The sequence below is a fragment of the Hoeflea sp. YIM 152468 genome, from assembly GCF_029210485.1.
Lineage (GTDB): Bacteria > Pseudomonadota > Alphaproteobacteria > Rhizobiales > Rhizobiaceae > Hoeflea.
Genome location: NZ_JARGET010000002.1, coordinates 36,490 through 57,389 on the forward strand (window position 1 = coordinate 36,490; position 20,900 = coordinate 57,389).

15 protein-coding genes and 1 tRNA gene are annotated in these 20,900 nt (G+C 61.4%); 5 read left to right on the forward strand and 11 right to left on the reverse strand.

Annotation, left to right across the window (positions count from 1 at the left end):
- The first annotated feature begins 9 nt into the window (after nucleotides 1–9).
- Complete coding sequence (locus PZ897_RS00180; RefSeq protein ID WP_275748819.1) at nucleotides 10–3,303, forward strand: efflux RND transporter permease subunit; 3,294 nt, start codon at nucleotides 10–12, stop codon at nucleotides 3,301–3,303.
- Between the two features lie 54 nt (nucleotides 3,304–3,357).
- Here the strand turns inward: PZ897_RS00180 and PZ897_RS00185 are convergent, their stop codons facing one another.
- From PZ897_RS00185 to PZ897_RS00205, 5 genes are all read right to left on the reverse strand, one after another.
- Complete coding sequence (locus PZ897_RS00185; RefSeq protein WP_275748820.1) at nucleotides 3,358–4,044, reverse strand: ABC transporter ATP-binding protein; 687 nt, start codon at nucleotides 4,042–4,044, stop codon at nucleotides 3,358–3,360.
- Nucleotides 4,041–4,793: an ABC transporter ATP-binding protein gene (locus PZ897_RS00190; RefSeq protein ID WP_275748822.1), complete on the reverse strand. Its 753-nt coding sequence runs from the start codon at nucleotides 4,791–4,793 to the stop codon at nucleotides 4,041–4,043. The genes PZ897_RS00185 and PZ897_RS00190 overlap by 4 nt, the downstream gene beginning before the upstream one ends.
- Complete coding sequence (locus tag PZ897_RS00195) at nucleotides 4,786–5,775, reverse strand: branched-chain amino acid ABC transporter permease (RefSeq protein WP_275748824.1); 990 nt, start codon at nucleotides 5,773–5,775, stop codon at nucleotides 4,786–4,788. Before PZ897_RS00195 ends, PZ897_RS00190 begins: the two co-directional genes overlap by 8 nt.
- On the reverse strand, nucleotides 5,768–6,688 hold the full coding sequence (locus tag PZ897_RS00200) for a branched-chain amino acid ABC transporter permease (protein ID WP_275748826.1): 921 nt from the start codon (nucleotides 6,686–6,688) through the stop codon (nucleotides 5,768–5,770). Before PZ897_RS00200 ends, PZ897_RS00195 begins: the two co-directional genes overlap by 8 nt.
- A gap of 79 nt (nucleotides 6,689–6,767) precedes the next feature.
- Entirely contained in the window at nucleotides 6,768–7,913 is a 1,146-nt protein-coding gene (locus PZ897_RS00205; protein ID WP_275748827.1) for an ABC transporter substrate-binding protein, read from the reverse strand.
- Between the two features lie 345 nt (nucleotides 7,914–8,258).
- On the opposite strand from PZ897_RS00205, the gene PZ897_RS00210 reads away from it, so the two are divergent.
- Nucleotides 8,259–8,495, forward strand: a complete 237-nt coding sequence (locus PZ897_RS00210; RefSeq protein WP_275748829.1) for an Lrp/AsnC ligand binding domain-containing protein — start codon at nucleotides 8,259–8,261, stop codon at nucleotides 8,493–8,495.
- 112 nt (nucleotides 8,496–8,607) lie between these two features.
- On the opposite strand, the gene PZ897_RS00215 is transcribed toward PZ897_RS00210, so the two are convergent.
- Nucleotides 8,608–8,684 (reverse strand) — tRNA-His (locus PZ897_RS00215).
- 204 nt (nucleotides 8,685–8,888) lie between these two features.
- On the reverse strand, nucleotides 8,889–9,347 hold the full coding sequence (locus PZ897_RS00220; protein WP_275748831.1) for a phasin: 459 nt from the start codon (nucleotides 9,345–9,347) through the stop codon (nucleotides 8,889–8,891).
- 241 nt (nucleotides 9,348–9,588) lie between these two features.
- Here PZ897_RS00220 and PZ897_RS00225 point away from each other — a divergent pair, with 241 nt between their 5' ends.
- On the forward strand, nucleotides 9,589–13,620 hold the full coding sequence (locus PZ897_RS00225) for an ATP-binding protein (protein WP_275748833.1): 4,032 nt from the start codon (nucleotides 9,589–9,591) through the stop codon (nucleotides 13,618–13,620).
- A 250-nt stretch (nucleotides 13,621–13,870) separates the two neighbouring features.
- Here the strand turns inward: PZ897_RS00225 and PZ897_RS00230 are convergent, their stop codons facing one another.
- Genes PZ897_RS00230 through PZ897_RS00240 form a run of 3 tightly spaced genes read right to left on the reverse strand, consistent with a single transcriptional unit; the run spans nucleotide 13,871 to nucleotide 15,697 of the window.
- The gene (locus PZ897_RS00230) at nucleotides 13,871–14,731 is read right to left on the reverse strand and encodes an SDR family oxidoreductase (protein ID WP_275748835.1); all 861 of its coding nucleotides are present in this window, start codon (nucleotides 14,729–14,731) and stop codon (nucleotides 13,871–13,873) included.
- A gap of 15 nt (nucleotides 14,732–14,746) precedes the next feature.
- A complete protein-coding gene (locus tag PZ897_RS00235) occupies nucleotides 14,747–15,364 on the reverse strand; it encodes a ferric reductase-like transmembrane domain-containing protein (protein WP_275748837.1) in 618 nt (205 codons plus the stop codon).
- 48 nt (nucleotides 15,365–15,412) lie between these two features.
- Entirely contained in the window at nucleotides 15,413–15,697 is a 285-nt protein-coding gene (locus PZ897_RS00240) for a DUF2218 domain-containing protein (protein WP_275748838.1), read from the reverse strand.
- 103 nt (nucleotides 15,698–15,800) lie between these two features.
- On the opposite strand from PZ897_RS00240, the gene PZ897_RS00245 reads away from it, so the two are divergent.
- On the forward strand, nucleotides 15,801–16,688 hold the full coding sequence (locus PZ897_RS00245) for a LysR family transcriptional regulator (protein WP_275748839.1): 888 nt from the start codon (nucleotides 15,801–15,803) through the stop codon (nucleotides 16,686–16,688).
- Here the strand turns inward: PZ897_RS00245 and PZ897_RS00250 are convergent.
- On the reverse strand, nucleotides 16,685–18,637 hold the full coding sequence (locus PZ897_RS00250; RefSeq protein ID WP_275748841.1) for an acetoacetate--CoA ligase: 1,953 nt from the start codon (nucleotides 18,635–18,637) through the stop codon (nucleotides 16,685–16,687). The genes PZ897_RS00245 and PZ897_RS00250 overlap by 4 nt on opposite strands.
- Before the next feature lie 170 nt (nucleotides 18,638–18,807).
- On the opposite strand from PZ897_RS00250, the gene PZ897_RS00255 reads away from it, so the two are divergent.
- Complete coding sequence (locus PZ897_RS00255; RefSeq protein WP_275748842.1) at nucleotides 18,808–20,688, forward strand: AsmA-like C-terminal region-containing protein; 1,881 nt, start codon at nucleotides 18,808–18,810, stop codon at nucleotides 20,686–20,688.
- Nucleotides 20,689–20,900 lie beyond the last annotated feature (212 nt).

Consider the following 20,900-nt stretch of genomic DNA (forward strand, 5'->3'; position numbering starts at 1 on the left):
ATCCGTATCATGAACTTTTCTGCCTGGGCCATCCGCAATCCGATCGCACCGATCCTGGGGTTTACCCTTCTGACAATTGTCGGCATTCAGTCCTTCTTCACCCTGCCGATCACCCGCTTCCCCAACATCGACATCCCGCTGGTGGCCATCACCGTGGTGCAGTCGGGCGCTGCTCCTTCCGAAATGGAGGCGCAGATCACCAAGGAGATCGAGGACGCGGTTGCCGGGATCACCGGGGTTGACGACATCGCCTCCACCGTGTCCGACGGCATCTCGACCACCAATGTGTTTTTCCGGATGGAAGTGCCGACCAATCAGGCGGTGCAAGACGTCAAGGACGCGATCGACCGGGCGCGGGGCGATCTGCCGGCCTCGGTGGAAGAGCCGATCGTCACCCGTATCGATGTCGAAGGCCAGGCGATCATGTCCTTTGCGGTTCATGCGCCAGACATGACACTGGAAGAAGCCTCATGGTTTGTCGATGACACCGTCAAGCGGGCGCTTCAGGGGCAGCGCGGCGTCGGCAAGGTCGAGCGTTATGGCGGTGCCGATCGGGAGATCCGGATCGAGCTCGATCCGGCGCGGCTCGATTCCTACGGCATCACGGCGGCTGATGTGAACCGGCAACTCAGAGCCACCAACGCCAATCTGGGCGGCGGACGCGGCGAAATCGGCGCGCGGGAACAGGCTATCCGCACCCTGGGTGACGCCCAGGACACAGAGACTTTGGCAAGGACCACAATTGCGCTCGGCAACGGCCGCTTTGTCCGGCTCAGCGATCTGGGCGCGGTGCGCGACACCTATCAGGAGCTGAGATCATTCGGGCGCTTCAACGGTGACCAGGTCGTCTCGTTTGCCGTCTTCAGATCCAAGGGCGCCAGCGAAATTTCAGTCGCCGAAGTGGTAACTGAAACGCTTGACGAGCTGCGGGTCAAGCACCCCGATGTCGACCTTGTTCCGGTCGATGACACGGTGTTTTACACCTACGGCAATTATGAATCCGCTCTGCACACACTGGTCGAGGGCTCATTGCTGGCCGTGTTGGTGGTGTTCTTGTTCCTGAGGAACTGGCGCGCCACCCTGATCGCGGCCATCGCGCTGCCGCTGTCGGCGATCCCAACCTTTTACATCATGGACCTGCTCGGCTTCTCGCTCAACCTGGTCAGTCTGCTTGCCATAACCCTGGCGACGGGCATTCTGGTTGACGACGCGATTGTGGAGGTCGAAAACATCTCGCGCCACATCCGCATGGGCAAGACACCCTATCGCGCCTCGGTCGAAGCCGCCGACGAAATCGGGCTGGCGGTGATTGCCACCACCTTCACCATCATTGCCGTGTTCGTTCCGGTCTCGTTCATGCCCGGCATTCCCGGTCAGTATTTCATTCAGTTTGGCATGACGGTGGCCGTCGCCGTGATGTTTTCGCTGCTGGTGGCGCGGTTGATCACACCGATGATGGCGGCCTACCTGATGCGCGACAGCGACGCCCATGAGGAGACCGAGGGCGGCGGGCCGATCATGCGCGGCTACACCTGGTTTGTCTCAAGGACCTTGCGCTGGAAGTACACCACGCTTCTGGCCGCCATCGGCTCCCTGGTGGTTGCGGTGTATTTCATGGCCCAGGTGCCGGGCTCGTTCCTGCCGCCCGAGGACGTCTCGCGTGTCAGCATCAGCGTTGAACTTCCGCCCGGCGCAACGCTGGCCGACACCGACGCCACCACACAGGCCATGCGCAAGATCATCCAGAATGTCGACGGCGTTGAGAGCGTGTTCGTTCTGGGTGGAACCTCGCCACGCGGTGAACTGGACATCCGCCGCGCATCGGTCTCGGTGATGCTGGACAAGATCGAGCATTCCATCGTCAAGAAAGTGGTCAACGGCCTGGCCGGCGCGGTTCCGTTGGTATCGTCCTATCTGCCCCGCATGGAGGTTCTCGGACGGGTTCGCACTCAGGCGGAAATCGAGACAGAGATTTTCGACAAGCTCGCCGCAATTCCGGATATCCGGGCCTACAAGCTCAACGACCGCGGTGAGCGCGACCTGACCTACAATGTAATCTCGACGGATGACGCGGCCATCGACCGTGCGGTGGCCATCCTTGAGCCCAAACTCAAGGCCGAAGACGTGTTGTCGAGCGTCAGTGTCTCAGGCTCGCTGCCCCGGCCGGAGGTGCAGATCCGCCCCCGGCTTGACGAAGCCGCACGGCTTGGCGTGACCACGGCGCAGATCGCCGAAACCGTCCGGGTCGCCACCATCGGCGACATCGATGCGGCACTTGCCAAGATCTCGCTGGATAACCGCCAGATCCCGATCCGGGTGCAGCTCGATCCGGTTTACCGGACCGATATCGATCGTATCGGCAACCTTCGGGTTCAGACCGCGAAAGGGGTTTCGGTTCCGTTGAGAACGGTGGCCGACATTGTGATCACCCAAGGCCCGTCGACCATCAAACGCTTCAACCGGGAGCGGCAGGCGACCATTGGCGCCAGCCTGCCGATCGGTGTTGCGCTGGATACCGCCAAGAACAGGTTCAACGAGATCGTTGCGGCGACCGAGCTTCCGGCAGGCGTGCAAGTGCTGGAATCGGGCGATGCGGAGGTTCAGAACGAGTTGATGGACAGCTTCCTTAACGCCATGCTGATGGGGCTTTTGCTGGTGCTGACCGTCCTTATTCTGCTGTTCAAGGACGTCATCCAGCCGTTCACGATTCTGTTTTCACTGCCGCTGGCGATCGGCGGCGTCGCGGCCGGACTGATCCTCACCAACAATTCGCTGTCGATGCCGGTGTTGATCGGGATTCTGATGCTGATGGGGATTGTGACCAAGAACGCCATCCTGCTGGTCGATTTCGCGGTCGAGCTGATCCGGTCGGGGCGCGACCGGGTTGAAGCCATGATCGAAGCAGGTCAGAAGCGCGCCCGACCGATCGTCATGACCTCGATCGCGATGTCGGCGGGCATGCTGCCGAGCGCGCTTGGCGTCGGTGAAGGCGGATCGTTCCGCGCGCCGATGGCGATCGCGGTGATTGGTGGGATCATGGTCTCGACAGCTCTCAGCCTCATCGTGGTGCCCTCTTTCTTCCTGATCATGGATGATGTGTCGCGGCTGCTGGGCTGGCTGTTTGGTCGCTTCGTCGGCCCCAAGGAAGAAGAGCTCGAGGCTATGGAGCCCGAAGCGATGACGGTTGCCATTGGCGAAAACAGCGATGAAATTGCGACAATGCGTGACCGGCTGGCCCGGCTCGAGACACAGCCAGGCCCGGCCTCGCCGAAACTGGTGATCACCCGGCAAGCCGCGGAATAAGGCCCGCCGCAGCGACAGCTTGTCAGGCAAACCAGGATCGGTTTGCCTGACAACTCACACGCCGAGAAACTCGGTTTCCACGTCCGGTGTCAGTCCGGCGGGCGTGCCGGTCCACACGCTCTCGCCGCGGGCCAGGATCACGCATCGGTCGGCCACGGCGCGAAGTTCGGAAAACGCCTTGTCGATGACCAGGATCGACTGACCGCCCTGCTTGAGCTTGGCAATCGCCGCCCAGATTTCCTGCCGCACCACCGGCGCCAGACCTTCGGTCGCTTCATCGAGAATGAGCAGACGCGGATTGGTCAGCAGCGCCCGGGCAATCGCCAGCATCTGTTGTTCGCCACCCGAAAGCGTGGCCGCACTCTGGCTCATCCGCTCTCCCAAGCGCGGAAACAGGTCGGTGGCCTTGCCGGTGTCCCAGGGCCCGGAGCGGGCCGACGCCAACAGGTTTTCGGCGACAGAGAGATTGCTGAAACACCGCCGTCCCTCAGGCGCCAGGCCGATTCCCAGCCTTGCGGCGCGAAAGGACGGCAACACCGTCAGGTCCTGGCCGTCAAAGCGGATATCGCCACGGGTGGTGCGCAGCATTCGTGTGATGGCGCGTATGGTGGTGGTCTTGCCCATGCCGTTGCGGCCCATCAGCGCCACCAGCTCGCCTTCGGCGATCTCCAGGTCAACGCCGAACAAAGCCTGGGACGCGCCGTAGAAGGCCTTCAGATCTCGGACTTGGAGAAGGCTCATGCCGCATCCTCCCCGAGATAGGCAGTGCGCACTTCCGGGTGATTGCGAATGTCGTCGGCCTTGCCGCGGGCGATGATCTTGCCGGCAACGAGAACCGAGATGCGATCGGCCAGCTGGAAGACGGCATTCATGTCGTGTTCGATCAGCAGGATCGGCGCCTCCTGGCGAAGCTTGTCAAGAAACCCGATCAGCTTGCTTGAGCCTTCCTGGCCCAGACCGGCCATCGGTTCGTCCATGAGAAAAATGTGCGGCCGCATGGCCAGAGCCATGGCGATTTCCAGAAGCCGTTTTTCGCCATGGGAGAGTTCGCTGACGCGCACACCGGAGCGATCGCTCAGACCGACCCTGTCGAGTGCCTGCGTCGCCTCATCTTCAAGCTTCTTGTCGTCGGCAACCTGACGCAGGAAACCAAACACTGAACGGCGCCGCGCCTGGGCGGCAAACATGACGTTTCCACGGGCGGAAAACTCCGGGATCAGCGAGGAAACCTGAAAGGTGCGGGTGAGGCCAAGGCGCGCACGTGCGGTCTGATCCAGATCACCGATCTCACGGCCATCGAAGCGGATCGAGCCTGCATCAGCGGGCAATTCGCCGGCGACGAGTTTGATCAAGCTGGATTTGCCGGCACCGTTGGGTCCGATCAGCGCGTGGATCTCGCCCGGACGCAGATCAAGATCGACCCCGTCGGTTACCTTCAGCGCCCCGAAGGATTTGCTCAGGCCGGAAAGCTGCAGCACCGGTTCAGTCATGTTGCGTCCTCCCGGCGACCAGCCCAATGAAGCCGCCACGGGCAAACAGCACCACAGCCAGCAGTGCGGCGCCGAGGAAGAACTGCCAATGGGTGGTGAAGCTGCCGAACACATGCTCGAACAGCACAAACAGACAGGCGCCGACCACCGGACCGAACAGCCGCGCCACCCCGCCCAGAATGATGAACACCATGATTTCGCCGGACAGATGCCACGACATCATCGAGGGGCTGACGAAGCGGTTGAGATCGGCGTAAAGCGCGCCGGCGAGGCCAGTGACCATGCCGGAGATGACAAAGGCCGCCAGCTTGATGCGATAGGGCGACAGCCCCAGCGCGGCAACACGGCCCTCATTCTGGCGGACAGCCTGGAGGGCAATGCCGAACCGGGCCCCAGTCATCCGCCACTGGCCGATCAGAACCAGCATCAGCACCGCATAGCAGAGCAGGAAGAAGCTCAGAGGCTTGAGGGTGTTGATGCCGGGAAAGCCGCTGCGGACATAAATCGACAGCCCGTCCTCGCCGCCATAGGCCGGCCAGGAGATGGCGAAATAGTAGATCATCTGGGCGAAGGCGAGGGTGATCATGATGAAATAGACGCCCGATGTGCGCAGACTGAGCGCACCGATCACCAGGGCCGCCAAACCGCTGACCAGAACCGCCACCAGCCACAGCACCAGCATCTGGTTGGTGCCGTTGATGACAAATGGCGACGTCATCAGCGGTTCGTAGGTCTGGTGATGGCTGGCCAGAATGCCCACGGCATAGCCGCCAAGGCCGAAAAACGCCGCGTGGCCGAAGGAGACCAGTCCGCCGAGCCCGAGCGCGATGTTGAGCCCGACACCGGCCAGCGCCAGTATCGTGGCGCGGGTGGCCAGCGTGACCAGAAACGGCTCGTCGGCGAAATGCGCGACCAGCGGTCCGCCCAGCAGGATGAGCGCCAGGACGATGTTGAGACGATGTTCTGTAACCAGTTCACGCATTGGCTGGAAACAACCCTTTTGGCTTGAAGACCAGCACTGCGGCCATCAGCAGATAGATCAGCATTGAGGCCAGCGCCGAACCGACACTGCGGGCTGCGGAGGCTTCCATCACATGTGCCAGCAAGGTTGGCAGCAGAAAGCGGCCCATGGTGTCGACCAGGCCGACAATCACGGCGGCCACAAGCGCACCGCGTATCGAGCCGATGCCGCCGATGACGATGACCACGAAGGCAAGAATGAGGACCGGCTCGCCCATGCCGATCTGGACCGACTGGATGGCGCCGATCAGAGCACCGGCGAACCCGGCGAGGGCGGCGCCCAGCGCAAAGACCACGGTGTAAAGAAAGCGGATATCAACGCCGAGGGCGGCGATCATTTCGCGGTCGGCTTCCCCGGCGCGGATCTGCATGCCAAGCCGTGTGCGGCTGATGAGGAGACCGAGGCCGATGGCGACAATCAGGCCGGCAATGATGATGGCCAATCGATAGGCCGGATAGGGCAAGCCCCCCGGCAGCATCACCGGGCCCGCCAGGAAGGCCGGCGGATCGAGATAAAGCGGGAACGAGCCGAACACGAAGCGAACGCCTTCGGAAAACATCAGCACCAGCGCAAAGGTGGCCAGCACCTGATCGAGATGATCCCGGTCATACAGCCGTCGGATCACAACAATTTCGACCAGGGCGCCGAAGGCTGCGGCTGCGGCAAGGCTGGCGGCCAGTCCGATCCAGAAGGATCCGGTCCAGGCGGCAACGGCGGCGCAGACAAAGCCGCCGACCATGAACAGCGATCCGTGGGCCAGGTTGATCAACCCCATCACGCCGAAAATCAGCGTGAGACCCGCGGCCATCAGGAACAGCATCACGCCGAGTTGCAAACCGTTGAGAATTTGCTCGAGAAAAAGGGCAACAGTCATGGTTTGACGGGCTCACACCAGTGCAAGAGAGTCAATCCGGGCGAGCCATGATGGCCCGCCCGGCAATGACGACACAGGATCACATCTTGCAATCGGCAGCGTAGGCGTCGGCATGGTCTTCAAGCGCAACGCCGACAAGCTTGTTGGTGTAGACATCACCTTCCTTGACCACTTCGCGGACATAGATGTCCTGGATCGGGTGATTGTTCGGACCGAACTGGAAATCACCCCGGGTCGATTTGAAGTTGGCCGCCTTCAAGGCCGCGCGGAACGCATCCTTGTCGGAAATCGACGCCACGTCCATTGCCGAGAGCAGCAGGTTGGCGGTGTCAAACCCCTGGCTGGAATAGAGCGACGGCAGACGGCCGTACTCGGCCTGGTAGGACTCGACAAAAGCCTTGTTGGTTTCGTTGTCGATGTCCTTGGACCATTGCGAGGTGTTCTTGACGCCAAGGGCGGCATCGCCCACGGCCTGCAGAATGTTCTGGTCGAAGGAGAAGGCTGGCCCAAGCAGCGGAATGTCGACGCCTGCGCCGGCATATTGCTTCATGAAGGCAATGCCCATGCCGCCGGGCAGGAAGAAGAAGACGCTGTCAGCGCCCGATGCGCGGATTTCAGCGATTTCGGCCGCATAGTCGGTCTGACCGAGCTGGGTGTAGATTTCGTTGGCGATTTCCCCCTTGAAGAAGCGCTTGAAACCGGTCAGCGCATCCTTGCCGGCCGGATAATTCGGCGCCAGGATAAAGCTCTTCTTGAAATCGGCCGAGGTCGCGTGAGCGCCCATGGCCTCATGCAGATTGTCATTCTGCCAGGCAATATTGAAATAATTGGCGTTGCAGGCGGCGCCGGCAAGTGCGGACGGTCCGGCATTGGGCGAGAGATAGATCTTGTCCTGGGCAACGGCGCCCGGAACCACGGCCATGGCCAGGTTGGACCAGATGATCCCGGTCATGACGTCGACCTTGTCGGACTGGATCAGCTTGTCGGCCAGCTGCACGGCAAGATCCGGCTTCTGGGCGTCATCCTCGACGATGAGCTCGATGTCGGTGTTGCCTGACTGCTTCAGCGCCAGCTGAAAGCCGTCACGCACGTCGATGCCGAGCGATGCGCCGCCGCCCGACAGGGTGGTGATCATGCCGACCTTGACCGGCTCTGCGGTGGAAGCCGAACCCCCAGCCAACAAGAACGACGCAGCCGCCGCCAATCCCATGAATGTCTTCTTCATTGTTTTTCCTCTCTGTGTTTGATGCAGCGTCGGCCTTTTTTGTGGTCCGCTCGATGCAACATTATCCCCTACAGGCGATCAAGACACGCGACGCGATTGACAATTCAATCCAGCCAACATGCCTGCATCAGGTCTGTGCATTGGAGCGGGCAAGGCGCTTTCAAGTCAACGCATGGCGCTCCAACAACCGCCATTGAACGAGAGCTTACCAGCCGTCATGCAGAATTCCAGTACTTTTTTTAAGCTTAAAGCAATTCAGCGGCGATTGCCGCTTGCGTCACGGCCATGGGCATGGTTCCAAGGTGGAAACGGCAATGATCAACCAGGGACAGAAGGAAACTGGAGATGCAGTGTTTTTTCGTGGAATTCCAATGCAAGCTTGGCCAAGCCTATGCCGTGGCCGACGAAATCGCCAATCGCGAGATCGCGTCCGAGATCTATTCGGTCAGCGGGCAGTTCGATCTGATGGCAAAATTCTACATCGCCGATGATGTGGATATCGGCAGGTTCGTCGCCGACAACCTTCACACCATTCCGGGGGTGGAACGTACCCGCACCATGCTGACATTCAAGGCCTTCTGAACGGCTGCGGCGCGGCGCTGCTAGCCGGATGCGCGACGGGCGTCAGCATTGGGGCCTGGCGCGACCGGCGCGCCTGCGCAGGGACTGAGACAACGGCTTGTCAAAAGGAGAATGGTACGGTTGGCTGGGGTTGAACCAGCGACCTCCGGATCCACAATCCGGCGCTCTAACCAACTGAGCTACAACCGCACATCAGCAGGCGAGGATCATCTCCAAGCCGCTTTGTTGCGCTCACATACGAGCCACAGGCTATTTTTGCAAGAGGGTTGCAGCCTGTTTTCACAAATTCACTGACTGCATAATCCGCAAACCGTGCTGACTTGCGCGACGGCGCCAGACAGCAAAAGGCCGGACACATGGGCCCGGCCTGTTTCATTCGCAGGGCTGATGAATTCAGGCAGCCTTGAATTCGCCCATGGCCTTTTCGGTCACGGTCTTGGCCGGCTTGGAAACCTCATCGGCCACCTTGCGGGTTGCTTCCTGCATCACCTTGGCCTGATCAACCATCATTTCCGCCTGCTTGCGGAAGAATGCGGTCTGCAACTCGATCATCTGCGCAACCGATTTCACACCCAGCAGGGCTTCCATGTGCGACAGCGAATGCTCGGCATTGCCGCGCGCCGCGTCGATTGCCTTGAGGCTGAGCTCAACAGTGCCGGACTGTGCCGTTTCGAGCGTGGCCTCGATTGCCTTGGTGGTGTCTTCGGCCACAGTCTTGACCTTGGCGTAGGCTTCCTTGGTCTGGGTGATCGACCTGTCGGCCATTTCACGGTAGCCATCAGTCATCTTGCTCACGTCGAATTTCGGGAATTCGAACATTTCGGCTGAAGTTGCGGTTTTCTTGGTCGCCATGTCACTTCTCCTTGATGCATCAATGGAACCGCCATGGCCCCGTTTCGATTTCACCCCCTGTGTAACAGAAATAATGGTGCAGTGCAATATATCTTGTGCGTCGCACAGTGCGTTAACCGTTCCGTGACAAATCATCCTGCAGATGCGCGCCATTGCTGGACCGTTGCCCGCTTGAAAGCTATTAATAAATCCTTAATTCCCCCGTGGTGGGGACGGACAGGCCAAATCTGGATTTCAACCCATGCAGCCTCATCACTACCCCTTCATTGATCTGGCCGTTCACGCAGCGGTCCGCGACCGCTTTGTCCAAGGCGACGCCGTGGCGGTCCTGAGTGGCGACCTGGGGGAAATGCTGTGGGCCAACAGCGCCGCTGCGGATCTTTTCGGCTTCACCACGATCTATGATGCTCTTGACGAAGGCTTTGGCGGTCAAACGGCCACCATGCGGCAGATCGGCAGCGCGCTCAGCGTGCTTGAGCGGACCGGCAAACCGCAGAATTTCATGATGCGTGTAACCCGCGGGTTTTCCCGGTTGATTGCACCAGCCACGCTTGAGCGGGTGTTGTTGCCGGACCAAACGCAGGCGCTCTTGTTGACCAGCAAACAGGCCGGACCACCCCTGGCACCGGACGCGCGCGCCAGAAAAATCATTGCCGGATTCGAGGGAACCGGGACCCATGTGGCCGTGCTTGACCAGGATGGCAAAGTGCTGGCCGCATCTGGCACCTTCAGCGAGATCGGGCTTGCCGAAAGCGACATTGTCCGGATGGTGAGAGACGTCGCCACCGACGAAAGCCGGCTGGTCAAGCGCATGACGCAGGCGCACTCGGGTCTGATGCCAACGGCGATCGGCAGGCTGGCGGATGATCCGGCGCTGCATCTTCTGTTTGCGGTCGACCCGGCGCAGCCGGACGCCCGGCCCGCCAATGTCGACGACGCGCCCGAACCGGCCCACGGTGGTGACAGCCACCCGGTTTCCGCCAGCGGCCTTCCACATCAAGCCTTCACGCCGGATCTCCAACCCGGGGACCCGTCCGCACCGGATCAGGATCACGACGCCGGCGCGTCTATCCAGCCGGATGACACACCGGTCCCTGCTGCTGATCAGGAGCCTTCGCTGGCGCCAGTTGCCGCGTCGACACCGGCTGCATCGGCGGCGCGCACCGGATATTTCGATCTCCGGCGCATCCGCGACGAACTGAATGCCCGGCTGGCCAAACACCGGCACAGCGATGACGTGCCGGGGCCCTTCGCCGAGGCCCGCGGGATTGATGTCGAGGCCGCGGTGAGCGCAGCCAATGGTGACGCGGCGGCTGATCAAGCCGGGAATGAAGGTGAGAAAACCATTCCAGATCCGGCCACGGAACCGCAAACCACGCCAGAGAGTGCAGAAAGTGCCGAGACTGGGGTTCGAGAAGTTTCCGAGCATCCAGCTGATCAGGACCGGTCTGAGCCAACCGATGCGCCCGACAGCCCCGGGGAACCTGTTGTCGAGACCGTCAACGCACCGGCGGGCGATGGCGGTGAACCGGCTGCAGATTTTCGCTACGATCCGCATGCCAAACCGGCGCGTTTCGTCTGGAAGATCAACAGGGATGGCGAATTCAGCGAGGTCTCGCCCGAATTCGCTGACGCAGTCGGTCCGCAGTCTGCCGATATCATTGGCCGGAAGTTTCCCGACCTGGCAAGGGTGTTCAATCTCGACCCCGACCATGTCATTTCCGATTTGCTCAATCGCCGCGATACCTGGTCGGGCAAAACGGTTTTCTGGCCGATCCAGGGGACTGATCTTGTCACCCCGGTCGATCTGGCCGCCTTGCCGACCTACACCCGCGACCGCCAGTTTGACGGCTTCAGGGGATTCGGGATCGTGCGCAGTGGCGACACCCGCAAAGACCCCGAAGCGCTGGGACTGGCGCTCATGCCCGGAACCGCATCGGGACCCTTGACGGGGACCATCGACGCCGAAGACAGTGGGGAAACCGGGACCGAGGCGCCCGGGCAAGCCTCCGCGCCAGACCATGACGCCCTTGCCGCCGGGGATGAAGCCGATCTCGAGATGCTGAGCCTTGAGCAGGATATCGAAGACCTCGCCCGCATGGACCGAACCGACGACAGCCCTGTAAGCGGTGACGGCCTGGAAGACGACACCGGCCCGGACGCCACCGGCCCGGACGCCACCGACACGGACACCGGTGGCGAGAGCACAGAGAAGCCTGTCGGCCGCGACCCGTTCCGCGGCGAGCGCCCGGCGATCCGGCTGGTTGAAACGCCGATGCGGCGCGACAGTGACAAGATCATCGATCTTGAGACCCGCAGAAGCAAACCCCGCGAGAGCCTGTCTCCGGGAGAGCAGGCGGCGTTCCGCGAAATTGGCCTGCGTCTCAACGAAACCTCAAAGGCCGCAGCCGACGCTCCGGAAAGCGAACCAGTTGCTGCTGCTTCGCCGCAGGACCGGGAGCCCTTTGGCAAGAGACCGGAACCTCGGACGGACGACCAGCCCGGCGCTGACGGACTTGAGGGGCAATCCGGCGGCAGTCCAACCGCAGACGATGCGGATCCGAGCGGCAGCCACCCGGATTCCACCGCAGACGAAAGTGCCGGCACCGAAGCTCCGGCAGACGCGCCCTCTCCCGATCCCGGGCCCGACCTTGCTCCGGCTGCCGTCGAAGCACCGGGCCGGGACCTCGCTTGCGAGACGCCACTGCCATCGGCGTTTGCGCTTCCAGCCCGGCAGGTGATGCCAACCGGTCTGGACGTCAATCTTGTTGATGCCATTCCTGCGGCGTTGCTGGTCCATGCCGGAGACGTGCTGATCCATGCCAATGCGGAGTTTTTCGAGCTGACCGGTTACAGCTCGCTTGCCGATCTTGACGCGTGCGGCGGGCTTGACCATCTGCTGGAGCGCTCGTTCGATGACGACCATCCAGACGGCGGAATGGCCATCCGCCGCAAAGATGGCAGCACACTCGGCGTCACCGCCCGGCTCCGGTCCATCAATTGGGGGGACGGCCATGCGTTGATGCTGGCCCTGTCGCCGGACGCGACCATGGCTGAGCCACTGGCCGCAGAGACTGCGCCTGCCGCCGATGTCGAGCCCGCGCTGGCGGCAAGCGACGAAACCGCGTCCGCCCCGGAGGCTCAGTCCAGCGCCTTGAAGATCGAGGCCCAGGAACTCCGTTCAATCCTCGAGACCGCAACCGATGGCGTCGTCATCCTCAACAAGGACGGCACCATCCGCTCGATGAACGGATCTGCCTGTGCGCTATTCAACTATGATGAAAGCGAGACCCACGGTGAGCCATTTGCCATGCTGTTTGCGCAGGAGAGCCAGCGCGCGGTGATGGACTATGTCAACGGACTTGCCGATCATGGCGTTTCAAGCGTGCTCAACGACGGACGCGAGGTCATCGGGCGCGAGATCTCCGGCGGCTTTCTGCCGCTGTTCATGACCATCGGACGGCTGTCCGGCTCCAACGGCTATTGTGCTGTGTTGCGCGATATCACCCAGTGGAAACGGACCGAGGACGAGTTGCGCACGGCCAAGCGCGCCGCGGAAACCGCCAACTCGCACAAGTCCGATTTTCTCGCCCGGGTCAGCCACGAGATCCGCACCCCGCTCAACGCCATTATCGGGTTTTCCGAGATGATGATGGAAGAGCGGTTCGGACCGATCGGCAGCCCGCGTTACCTCGAATATGCCCATGATATCGGCAATTCGGGCAAGCATGTGCTCGACATCGTCAATGATCTGCTCGACATTTCGAAAATCGAGGCGGGCCAGGTTCAGATGGAGTTTATCGCGGTCTCGCTCAACGACCATCTGGCCGAAAGCGTGTCGCTGTTACAGCCGATGGCCAACAGCCAGCGCGTCATCATCCGCACCAGCCTCTCGGCGAGCGTTCCCGAGGTGGTCGCCGACCAGCGCTCGATCAAACAAATCGCCCTCAATTTGCTGTCCAATGCCATCCGCTACACCCCCTCCGGCGGGCAGATCGTGGTCTCCACCTCGTACGAGCCCTCAGGCAATGTCGTCATCCGCATTCGGGACACCGGCATTGGCATGAACCGCAAGGAGCTCGAACAGGCGATGAAGCCGTTTGGCCAGGTCGGCCCCGGCCCGCGCCAACGTGGCGATGGCACCGGGCTTGGCCTGCCGCTGACGAAAGCCATGGTTGATGCCAACCGGGCCCAGTTCGACATCGTCTCGGCACCGGGCGAAGGAACCCTCGTCACCATCGCCTTTCCACCGCAACGCGTGCTGGCTGATTGAGGCGACATAAAAAAACAGGGACCGCAAGGATCCCCGTCATAATTGTGTCTGTGCTATCAACACCATGAAGAGACAAGCTTCCCAAGGTTGATGTGATTAGTGCACCCAAACAGCTACCAGTACCTTGCCAGCTTATATAAGATTTTACTGATTGACCGTCCTTCACCGGGCGTGGTTAAATTCGCAGCTTAGGTTTGGTTAACCATCCAGGGTCCGGTTTTTCGCCGTCAGGCGCGTTGCTGATGCCCGGTCAGGGATTGCCGCCAGCTTTGAGTGCCGAAAAGTAGTCATCCCAGGACCGGTGCGGCCGTCCGGCTGCTTCGGCATAGTTGCTGGCATGATCGAAAGCTCCATCGCGGATGCCGGTGTAGATACCGGCAATCACCGCGCCGATGAATTCGCCAAGTTCATTGACGCGGTCCTGCCTGTACGCCTCGACGCCCATGCGGCGGTAGACCAGCGAGGTTCCCAAAGCCTGATTGAGACAGGCGGCCAGCTCCGTCTGGGTCAGGCTCCGGCCATGCAGATTGAAGGTCCGGCCATTATGGGCATCACTGACCAGCATCTGCACATAGGCATGGGCGAGTTCATCGCGGGTGGTGTAGCCGCATTTGCCGTCGCCGGCACAGTTGGCGATCTCGCCCAAAGCCTTGTACGTGTCGATATATTCGATGTCAGGCTCGATATAGATACCGTTGCGGCCGATGACCCAGGCCAGCCCGCTGTCGCGAACGTCCTGCTCGGTCTGGCGGTTGCTCTGAACAATCGGTGAGAAACTGGAGTCCTGGTCCGGCCCCTGCACGCTGGTGTAAACGATCTTCGTCACACCAGCGGTCCTGGCCGCTTCGATGACGTTGCGATGCTGGCCGATGCGTTTGCCGGGTTCGTCCATACCCGAAACCAGAAGCACCGTGTCGACCCCATTGAGCGCAGCCTCGAAGGAGGCGCGGTCAGTGTAATCGCCCCGGCGCACGTCCACACCAAGCCCCCGGGCATTCTCCGGCGTGCGGGCGATGGCGACAATGGTATCGCCTCCGCCGTTCTCGGTCAGAGCTTTGACGATTGCCCGGCCGAGATGGCCGCTGGCGGCGGTCACTGCGATGGTGGCCATGGTTGATTTCCTTGTTCAGGGGCAGGAAGCGGTCTTGTGACCGGCAGGTGCCGAACGACTGGCCCCTGTGATTTTCCAGATTCGGTAGATTTCCAGTCCGGCCAGCGGAACGAAATGCACCAGCGCCGGACCGAAATCGTCGTGCACGAAGATCCAGTGCAGCAGGGTTGCAACAGCGGCCGGGTAGACAAAGCGCTGCAGCAGCTTCCAGGAGCGGCGCAGGTAACGAACCGAGGCATCGTTGGATGTCATCGCCAGCGGTACGAAAATGACGAATGCCACCCAGCCGGTCCAGATGCCGAATTTGGTGATATCGGCGACGACGGCAGACAGCGAGCCAAGGTCAATCAGGTAATACAGCGTATGCAGCGCAGCATAGCTAAAAGCGGCCACGCCAAGATAACGCCGCCGGCGCATCAGCCACAGCACGCCGGCGGATTTCGGAAACACCATCCGCAGCGGCGTCAGAATCATGGCGATGATCATGAACCGGGCGGCAAATTCACCGGTGGGATGAAGCAACGGCTCCAGATCGCCGCCGGACAGCGCGCTGTTGATCAGCCCGAAGGATGGCAGAGCCAGCAGAAGCCAGAAGGCATAGGGCGTGTTGAGAACGGTCTTCAGCTTGTTCATTGTCTCTTGTCTCCGGATGTCATGACCTCGCGTCCATGCATAGGCGCCTTACGACGTGCTGGCTTTGTCCCAGATCACGGTCAGGGATTCACGGAAGGCGAACCGTTCCAGGTGACTTCCCATGACCTGTTCGATTTTCTGGAGGTCGGCACCCGCAACGGTCAGCACCAGCTCTTCGTCCCGCGCCTGCAACACACAGGTGCCGAACGGCAGCCTTATGGAGCCCTCGCGTTCATCGAACTCGACCGGCACCTTGTGGCCAAAATGCTTGCAGAGTTGCTGCAGATACTGGCTCGCCATGGGCGTTTGAACGTGGCTGGTAGACTGTGTCATGGGCTTTCCCTTTCCTTCTGCCCACAACATAGGTGCAATCTGAACGTTTGACTTGATGGGGTAATTTTGAATAACTATCTCATCAAATCGAAAGACGGGCCTCATGATTGACGATCTGCGCGCACTCGCCATCTTCGCCAAGGTTGCCGAAGCGGGCAGCTTCAGCGCCGCAGGCCGGGCGCTTCGGCTGTCGACCTCGGTGGTCAGCCATCACGTCAGGGCGCTGGAAACCCGCCACGGCGTCACCCTGCTTCACCGCTCGACCCGCGCCCTGTCGCTGACATCAGAGGGGCAGAGCCTGCTGGTATCGGCCAGACGGATGGTGGAGGCGGCGGAGGAAGGTTTCGATGCCATTGCCGATATCAGCGCCGAGCCCGCCGGCGCATTGCGGCTCACCGCGCCGGCGTTCCTGAAAAACAGCCCACAGGAAGCGGCCATCTGGCAATTTGCTCGCCGCTATCCGCAGGTTGCGGTGACGCTCAACAGCAGTGATGAACAGATCAATCTTGTGGCGGAAGGCTATGATCTGGCGATCCGGCTGGGCGCGATGGCCGGGAGCACACTGCGGAGCCGCAAGATCGGGACCTTCGAGCGCTATCTGGTGGCAGCCCCCACCTATCTCGAGACGATCGAAAAGCCGATGATCCCCCAGGATCTCGTCCGCTGTGATTTCGTACTTCTGGATATGCTGCCCGACAAGTTCGTGCTCACCCGCGGGACAGAGGAAGTCGTGGTCCATCCCGAACAGTCCCGGGTTCTGGTCAACTCGATCAGCGGCGCCCGCTCCGCCGTTCTGGCAGGACTCGGCTTGCAGAAATTGCCCTTGAGCGAAATCGGCGAGGACCTTGCTGCCGGGCGGCTGGTCAGGGTTCTGCCGGAATGGTCCCTGCCAACGCTCAATATCCACGCGGTCTGGCCGGCATCGAGCCGCCGCAGCAGTCTGGTCAAGCTGTTGCTGGACTTTATCCTGAAAGCCCAGACCCCGGCCTAGCTTTTCAGCTCGTCAAGACCGGCAAACAGTTCCAGGGCTTCCGGATTGGCCAGCGCCTCCTGGTTCTTCACTTGCCTGCCATGGACGATGTCGCGCACGGCGAGTTCGGTGATCTTGCCGGATTTGGTGCGGGGGATGTCGCTGACGGCGATGATCCGGGCCGGCACGTGACGCGGCGACGCGCCTGCGCGGATGCGGGCGCGAATTTTTGCCTTGAGCGCATCATCGAGCTCGACGCCATCGACCAGGCGAACAAACAGCACGACGCGGACATCGTCCTCCCAGTCCTGCCCGATGCAGATGGATTCGATCACCTCCTCAAGCTGCTCAACCTGATTGTAGATCTCTGCGGTTCCAATGCGCACGCCGCCGGGATTGAGCGTGGCGTCAGAACGACCGTGAATGATGATGCCGTGATGGGGTGTCCATTCGGCGAAGTCGCCATGGGTCCAGACATTGTCAAAGCGGGAAAAATAGGCGGCATGGTATTTCTGATCATCCGGGTCATTCCAGAAGCCGACCGGCATCGCCGGAAACGGCTTGGTGCAGACAAGTTCGCCCTTTTCGCCTGTGACCGGCTCGCCAGTGTCATCCCAGACATCCACCGCCAGTCCGAGGCCGGGACCCTGGATTTCGCCGCGATAGACCGGCAGCGCCGGAATGCCGAGCACAAAACAGGAGACGATATCGGTTCCGCCGGAAATCGAGGCCAGATGCACGTCGGACTTGATGCCTTCATAGACGAAGCTGAAGCCCTCCGGGGACAAGGGCGATCCTGTCGAATTCAACAGCCGCAGCGACGACAGGTCATGCGTCCTGGCAGGCTCCAGCCCGGATTTGCGCACCGCGTCAATGAACTTGGCAGAAGTCCCGAAGACGGAAAACCGCTCCTCGGCGGCATAATCAAACAGGACATTGCCGTCAGGATGGAACGGAGAGCCGTCATACAGACACAGCGTTGCGCCAACCGCCAGGCCGGACACCAGCCAGTTCCACATCATCCAGCCGCAGGTGGTGAAATAAAACAGCCGCTCCCCGGGCTCGAGACCACAATGCAGACGGAGCTCCTTGAGATGCTGCAGCAGGGTGCCGCCGGCCGAATGGACGATGCATTTGGGAACCCCGGTGGTGCCTGAGGAAAACAGGATGTACAGCGGATGGGCAAACGGCAGCGGCGCGTACTCCACCGCCCTGGCCGGGAAATCGGCGATAAAGGCTGCAAGCGTTTGCGCCCCAGGCACCGCCGCGGCGACCGTTTCGGCCTCATCGAGCAACGGCACGATAATGATCGCCTTTGCATCAAGAGCGGCCGAAATTCGCGCCAGCTTTTCCGTCACCTCCTGACGCTTGCCATTGTACCAGTAGCCGTCGCAGGAAATGAACAGCTCGGGCTCGATCTGGCCGAAGCGGTCGAGCACGCCCTGAACGCCGAAATCAGGCGAACAGGACGACCAGATCGCCCCGATGGAGGCGGCGGCGAGCATGAAGGCGACAGTCTCGGGCATGTTCGGCATCATCGCCGCAACCCGGTCGCCCTTGCCGACCCCATGAGCCCGGAACGCCTGCTGCAGGCGAGAGACCAGTGCATGGAGCTCGTCCCAGCTCATCGAGCGCTGCGTCTTGTCTTCCGCCCGAAACAGCATCGCCGGCTCGGGGCCGCTGCGAGACAACAGATTTTCGGCGAAGTTCAGTTGCGCGTCGGGGAAGAACCGGGCGCCGGGCATGGCGTCGCCATTGTCGATGATGCGCTCACCCTTGGTGCCGCGGACACCACAGAAATCCCAAACCGCCGACCAGAACGCGTCCCGGTCAGAGATCGACCACGCATGCAGCGCCAGCGGATCGGCCAGGGAAAGCCCCGCCCGGTCTCCGGCAAATTGCGCAAAAGCCATCCAGGGGCTTTCTGCCAGTTGCTGTGGATCGGGGGACCAAAGCAGAGTGTCGGTCATGTCGTGCTCCTGCCAACTCATGTGGCCCGGTTAGTAGCATTGGCCGGTGCGGATGCAAACAATTCATCGGCTCATTGCCCGCATCCCCGCGCAGATGACGGCTCTTCAATTGCAATCCCGGTCACCAAGCTTTAACCAGAATGCAGATTACCGGTTGGGGAGTATGAGGTTTGAAATTCATCATCGCGCAATGGTCCTTGCGACGAGCGGCGATAACGGGCGTGATTGCCCTGATGATCGTCGTTCTGGCCGGTTTCGCGAGCCTGCCCCTGGCGGTGTCGAGCGGCGTGGTGCGCGACCGCCTGGAGCGTGACATCAGTGCCTGGGTCGGCCACACGATATCGCTTGGCGATGCCCCGTCGCTGGATTTCTGGCCGACGCCGACGATCAAGCTCGACAAGGTTGAAATCAGGCCCTCAACCTTTGTCGATGGCGATCCGATCCTGCGCGCCGACAGCATCATTGCCAATTTCAATCTGTTTTCCGCCGTGCTCGGCGCCCCCAGTTTCTCCGAGTTCAAACTGATCCGGCCGACCTTCAATGTCGAGCTGTATCCGGATGCCACATCCAACTGGTCATCGGCCTCCGGAGATCTGGCGCAGGGAATCTCCGCGGCGGTGGCACGCGACCTGGCGACGCAAAGCGGCGCTGAAATCCCGCCCGATGCGGTGATCCCGGCGTCGGCGGCACTGGGGGCTGTGACGATCGAAGACGGCACCGTCCGCTGGATCCGCGATCCCGGCGCCCAGGCCGACAAACTCACCGCGATCAACGGCACCATGGCCTGGACTGCGCCAACCGCCATTGCCCGCGCCAACATCACCGCGATTTTTCGCGGCGAGCAAGTGACGTTCACCGGATCCACCGCAACACCGTTGCTGTTGCTCGGCGGCCGTTCGGCGCCGGTGGATGTCAAGGTGACATCGGCACCCCTCAATCTGGAATTTGCCGGAACCGCCAATCTTGGCGCAAATTTTTTCCTGTCGGGAGCGATCAAGCTCGCCAGCGTGTCAGCCCGGCGCGCGCTTGAATGGTCGGGCGCAGACATCAAGCCGGGCGAAGCGCTGGGCGCGCTCGATCTGTCGGCCAAGATCATCACCGAACCAAACAGAGCCAAGCTCGATGACCTGATCATCATGGTCGATAAGAACCGCGGCATTGGCGTGCTTGATATGACATGGCGCGAAAACGAGCCGCCCTTGATTGTCGGGACGTTGGCGTTCAACTCGCTTGACATTGCCTCTTTCCTGCAAGCCTTCACGCCTCTGCCCGAACCTGGAAAAGATATTGCCACGACGATTGATACGCGTTTCCTGCGTGAAATCGGCCTTGATCTGCGGCTCTCGGCGCAATCAGCCCGCTTCGGGCCTGTGATGCTGGCAAACCTTGCCGCCGCGGCACGGGTCGAACAAGGCCGTGCCAATTTCGACGTCGGCGACGCCACGGCCTATGGCGGCAATCTCATCGGCCGCATCGCCCTGTCGGAGAAGGGGACCGATGGCGGGCTCAAGGTGCAATTGTCTGCGCGCAAGACCAACCTCGGAGACTTCTATGATGCGATCGGATTGACCGGACCTCTGCCACGCGGCAACGGCTCGCTCGATCTGGAGTTGACATCACCCTATCCGACCTGGGCCACGGCGCTGACGGATCTGACGGGCCGGATCGATCTCAATGTCGGCGCCGGCACGGTACCGGGTCTCAATCTGCAAAAATTCCGTGAACTGGCCAAGACCGAGCGCTTCTTTGATCTCGACCAATTGGGGGAAGGCACCCATTTCGCCTTCAAGTCAGCCCACCTCCAGGCCACCATCGCGGATGGCGAGGCGAACCTGACCGTTGCAGAACTGGTCGGTGCGCAACAGATGATTTCGCTGTCGGGGGTGATCCCCTATTCGCGCAGCAGTCTCGCCATTGCGGGCAGTCTCAGAGCAAAGCCTGTCACCAATGGTGAAAAGGCAGCGGTGGCGGCAAACCCTGCTCATGTGCCGCTCCGGTTCTTTATCGGCGGATCCTGGCCCCGGCCGGTGATTTCCCCGGTTACACCGTGACGCTGCGGACCGGATGGCGATGACCTCCGGGCAGGCGACACTTGCCGCGGCGACATGCTTGCGCAAACCGTTGCTTTTGGCGACAATCAATGTCCACTTGCGGCGCGGGGCTGACATGCAATGCCCTGCGGCCAGGACGCAACGCGCACACGCCGTAACAGTTTGAGGCCCCGCATGTACGTCACTGCCCCCATGCGCTCAGGGAAAAGAGA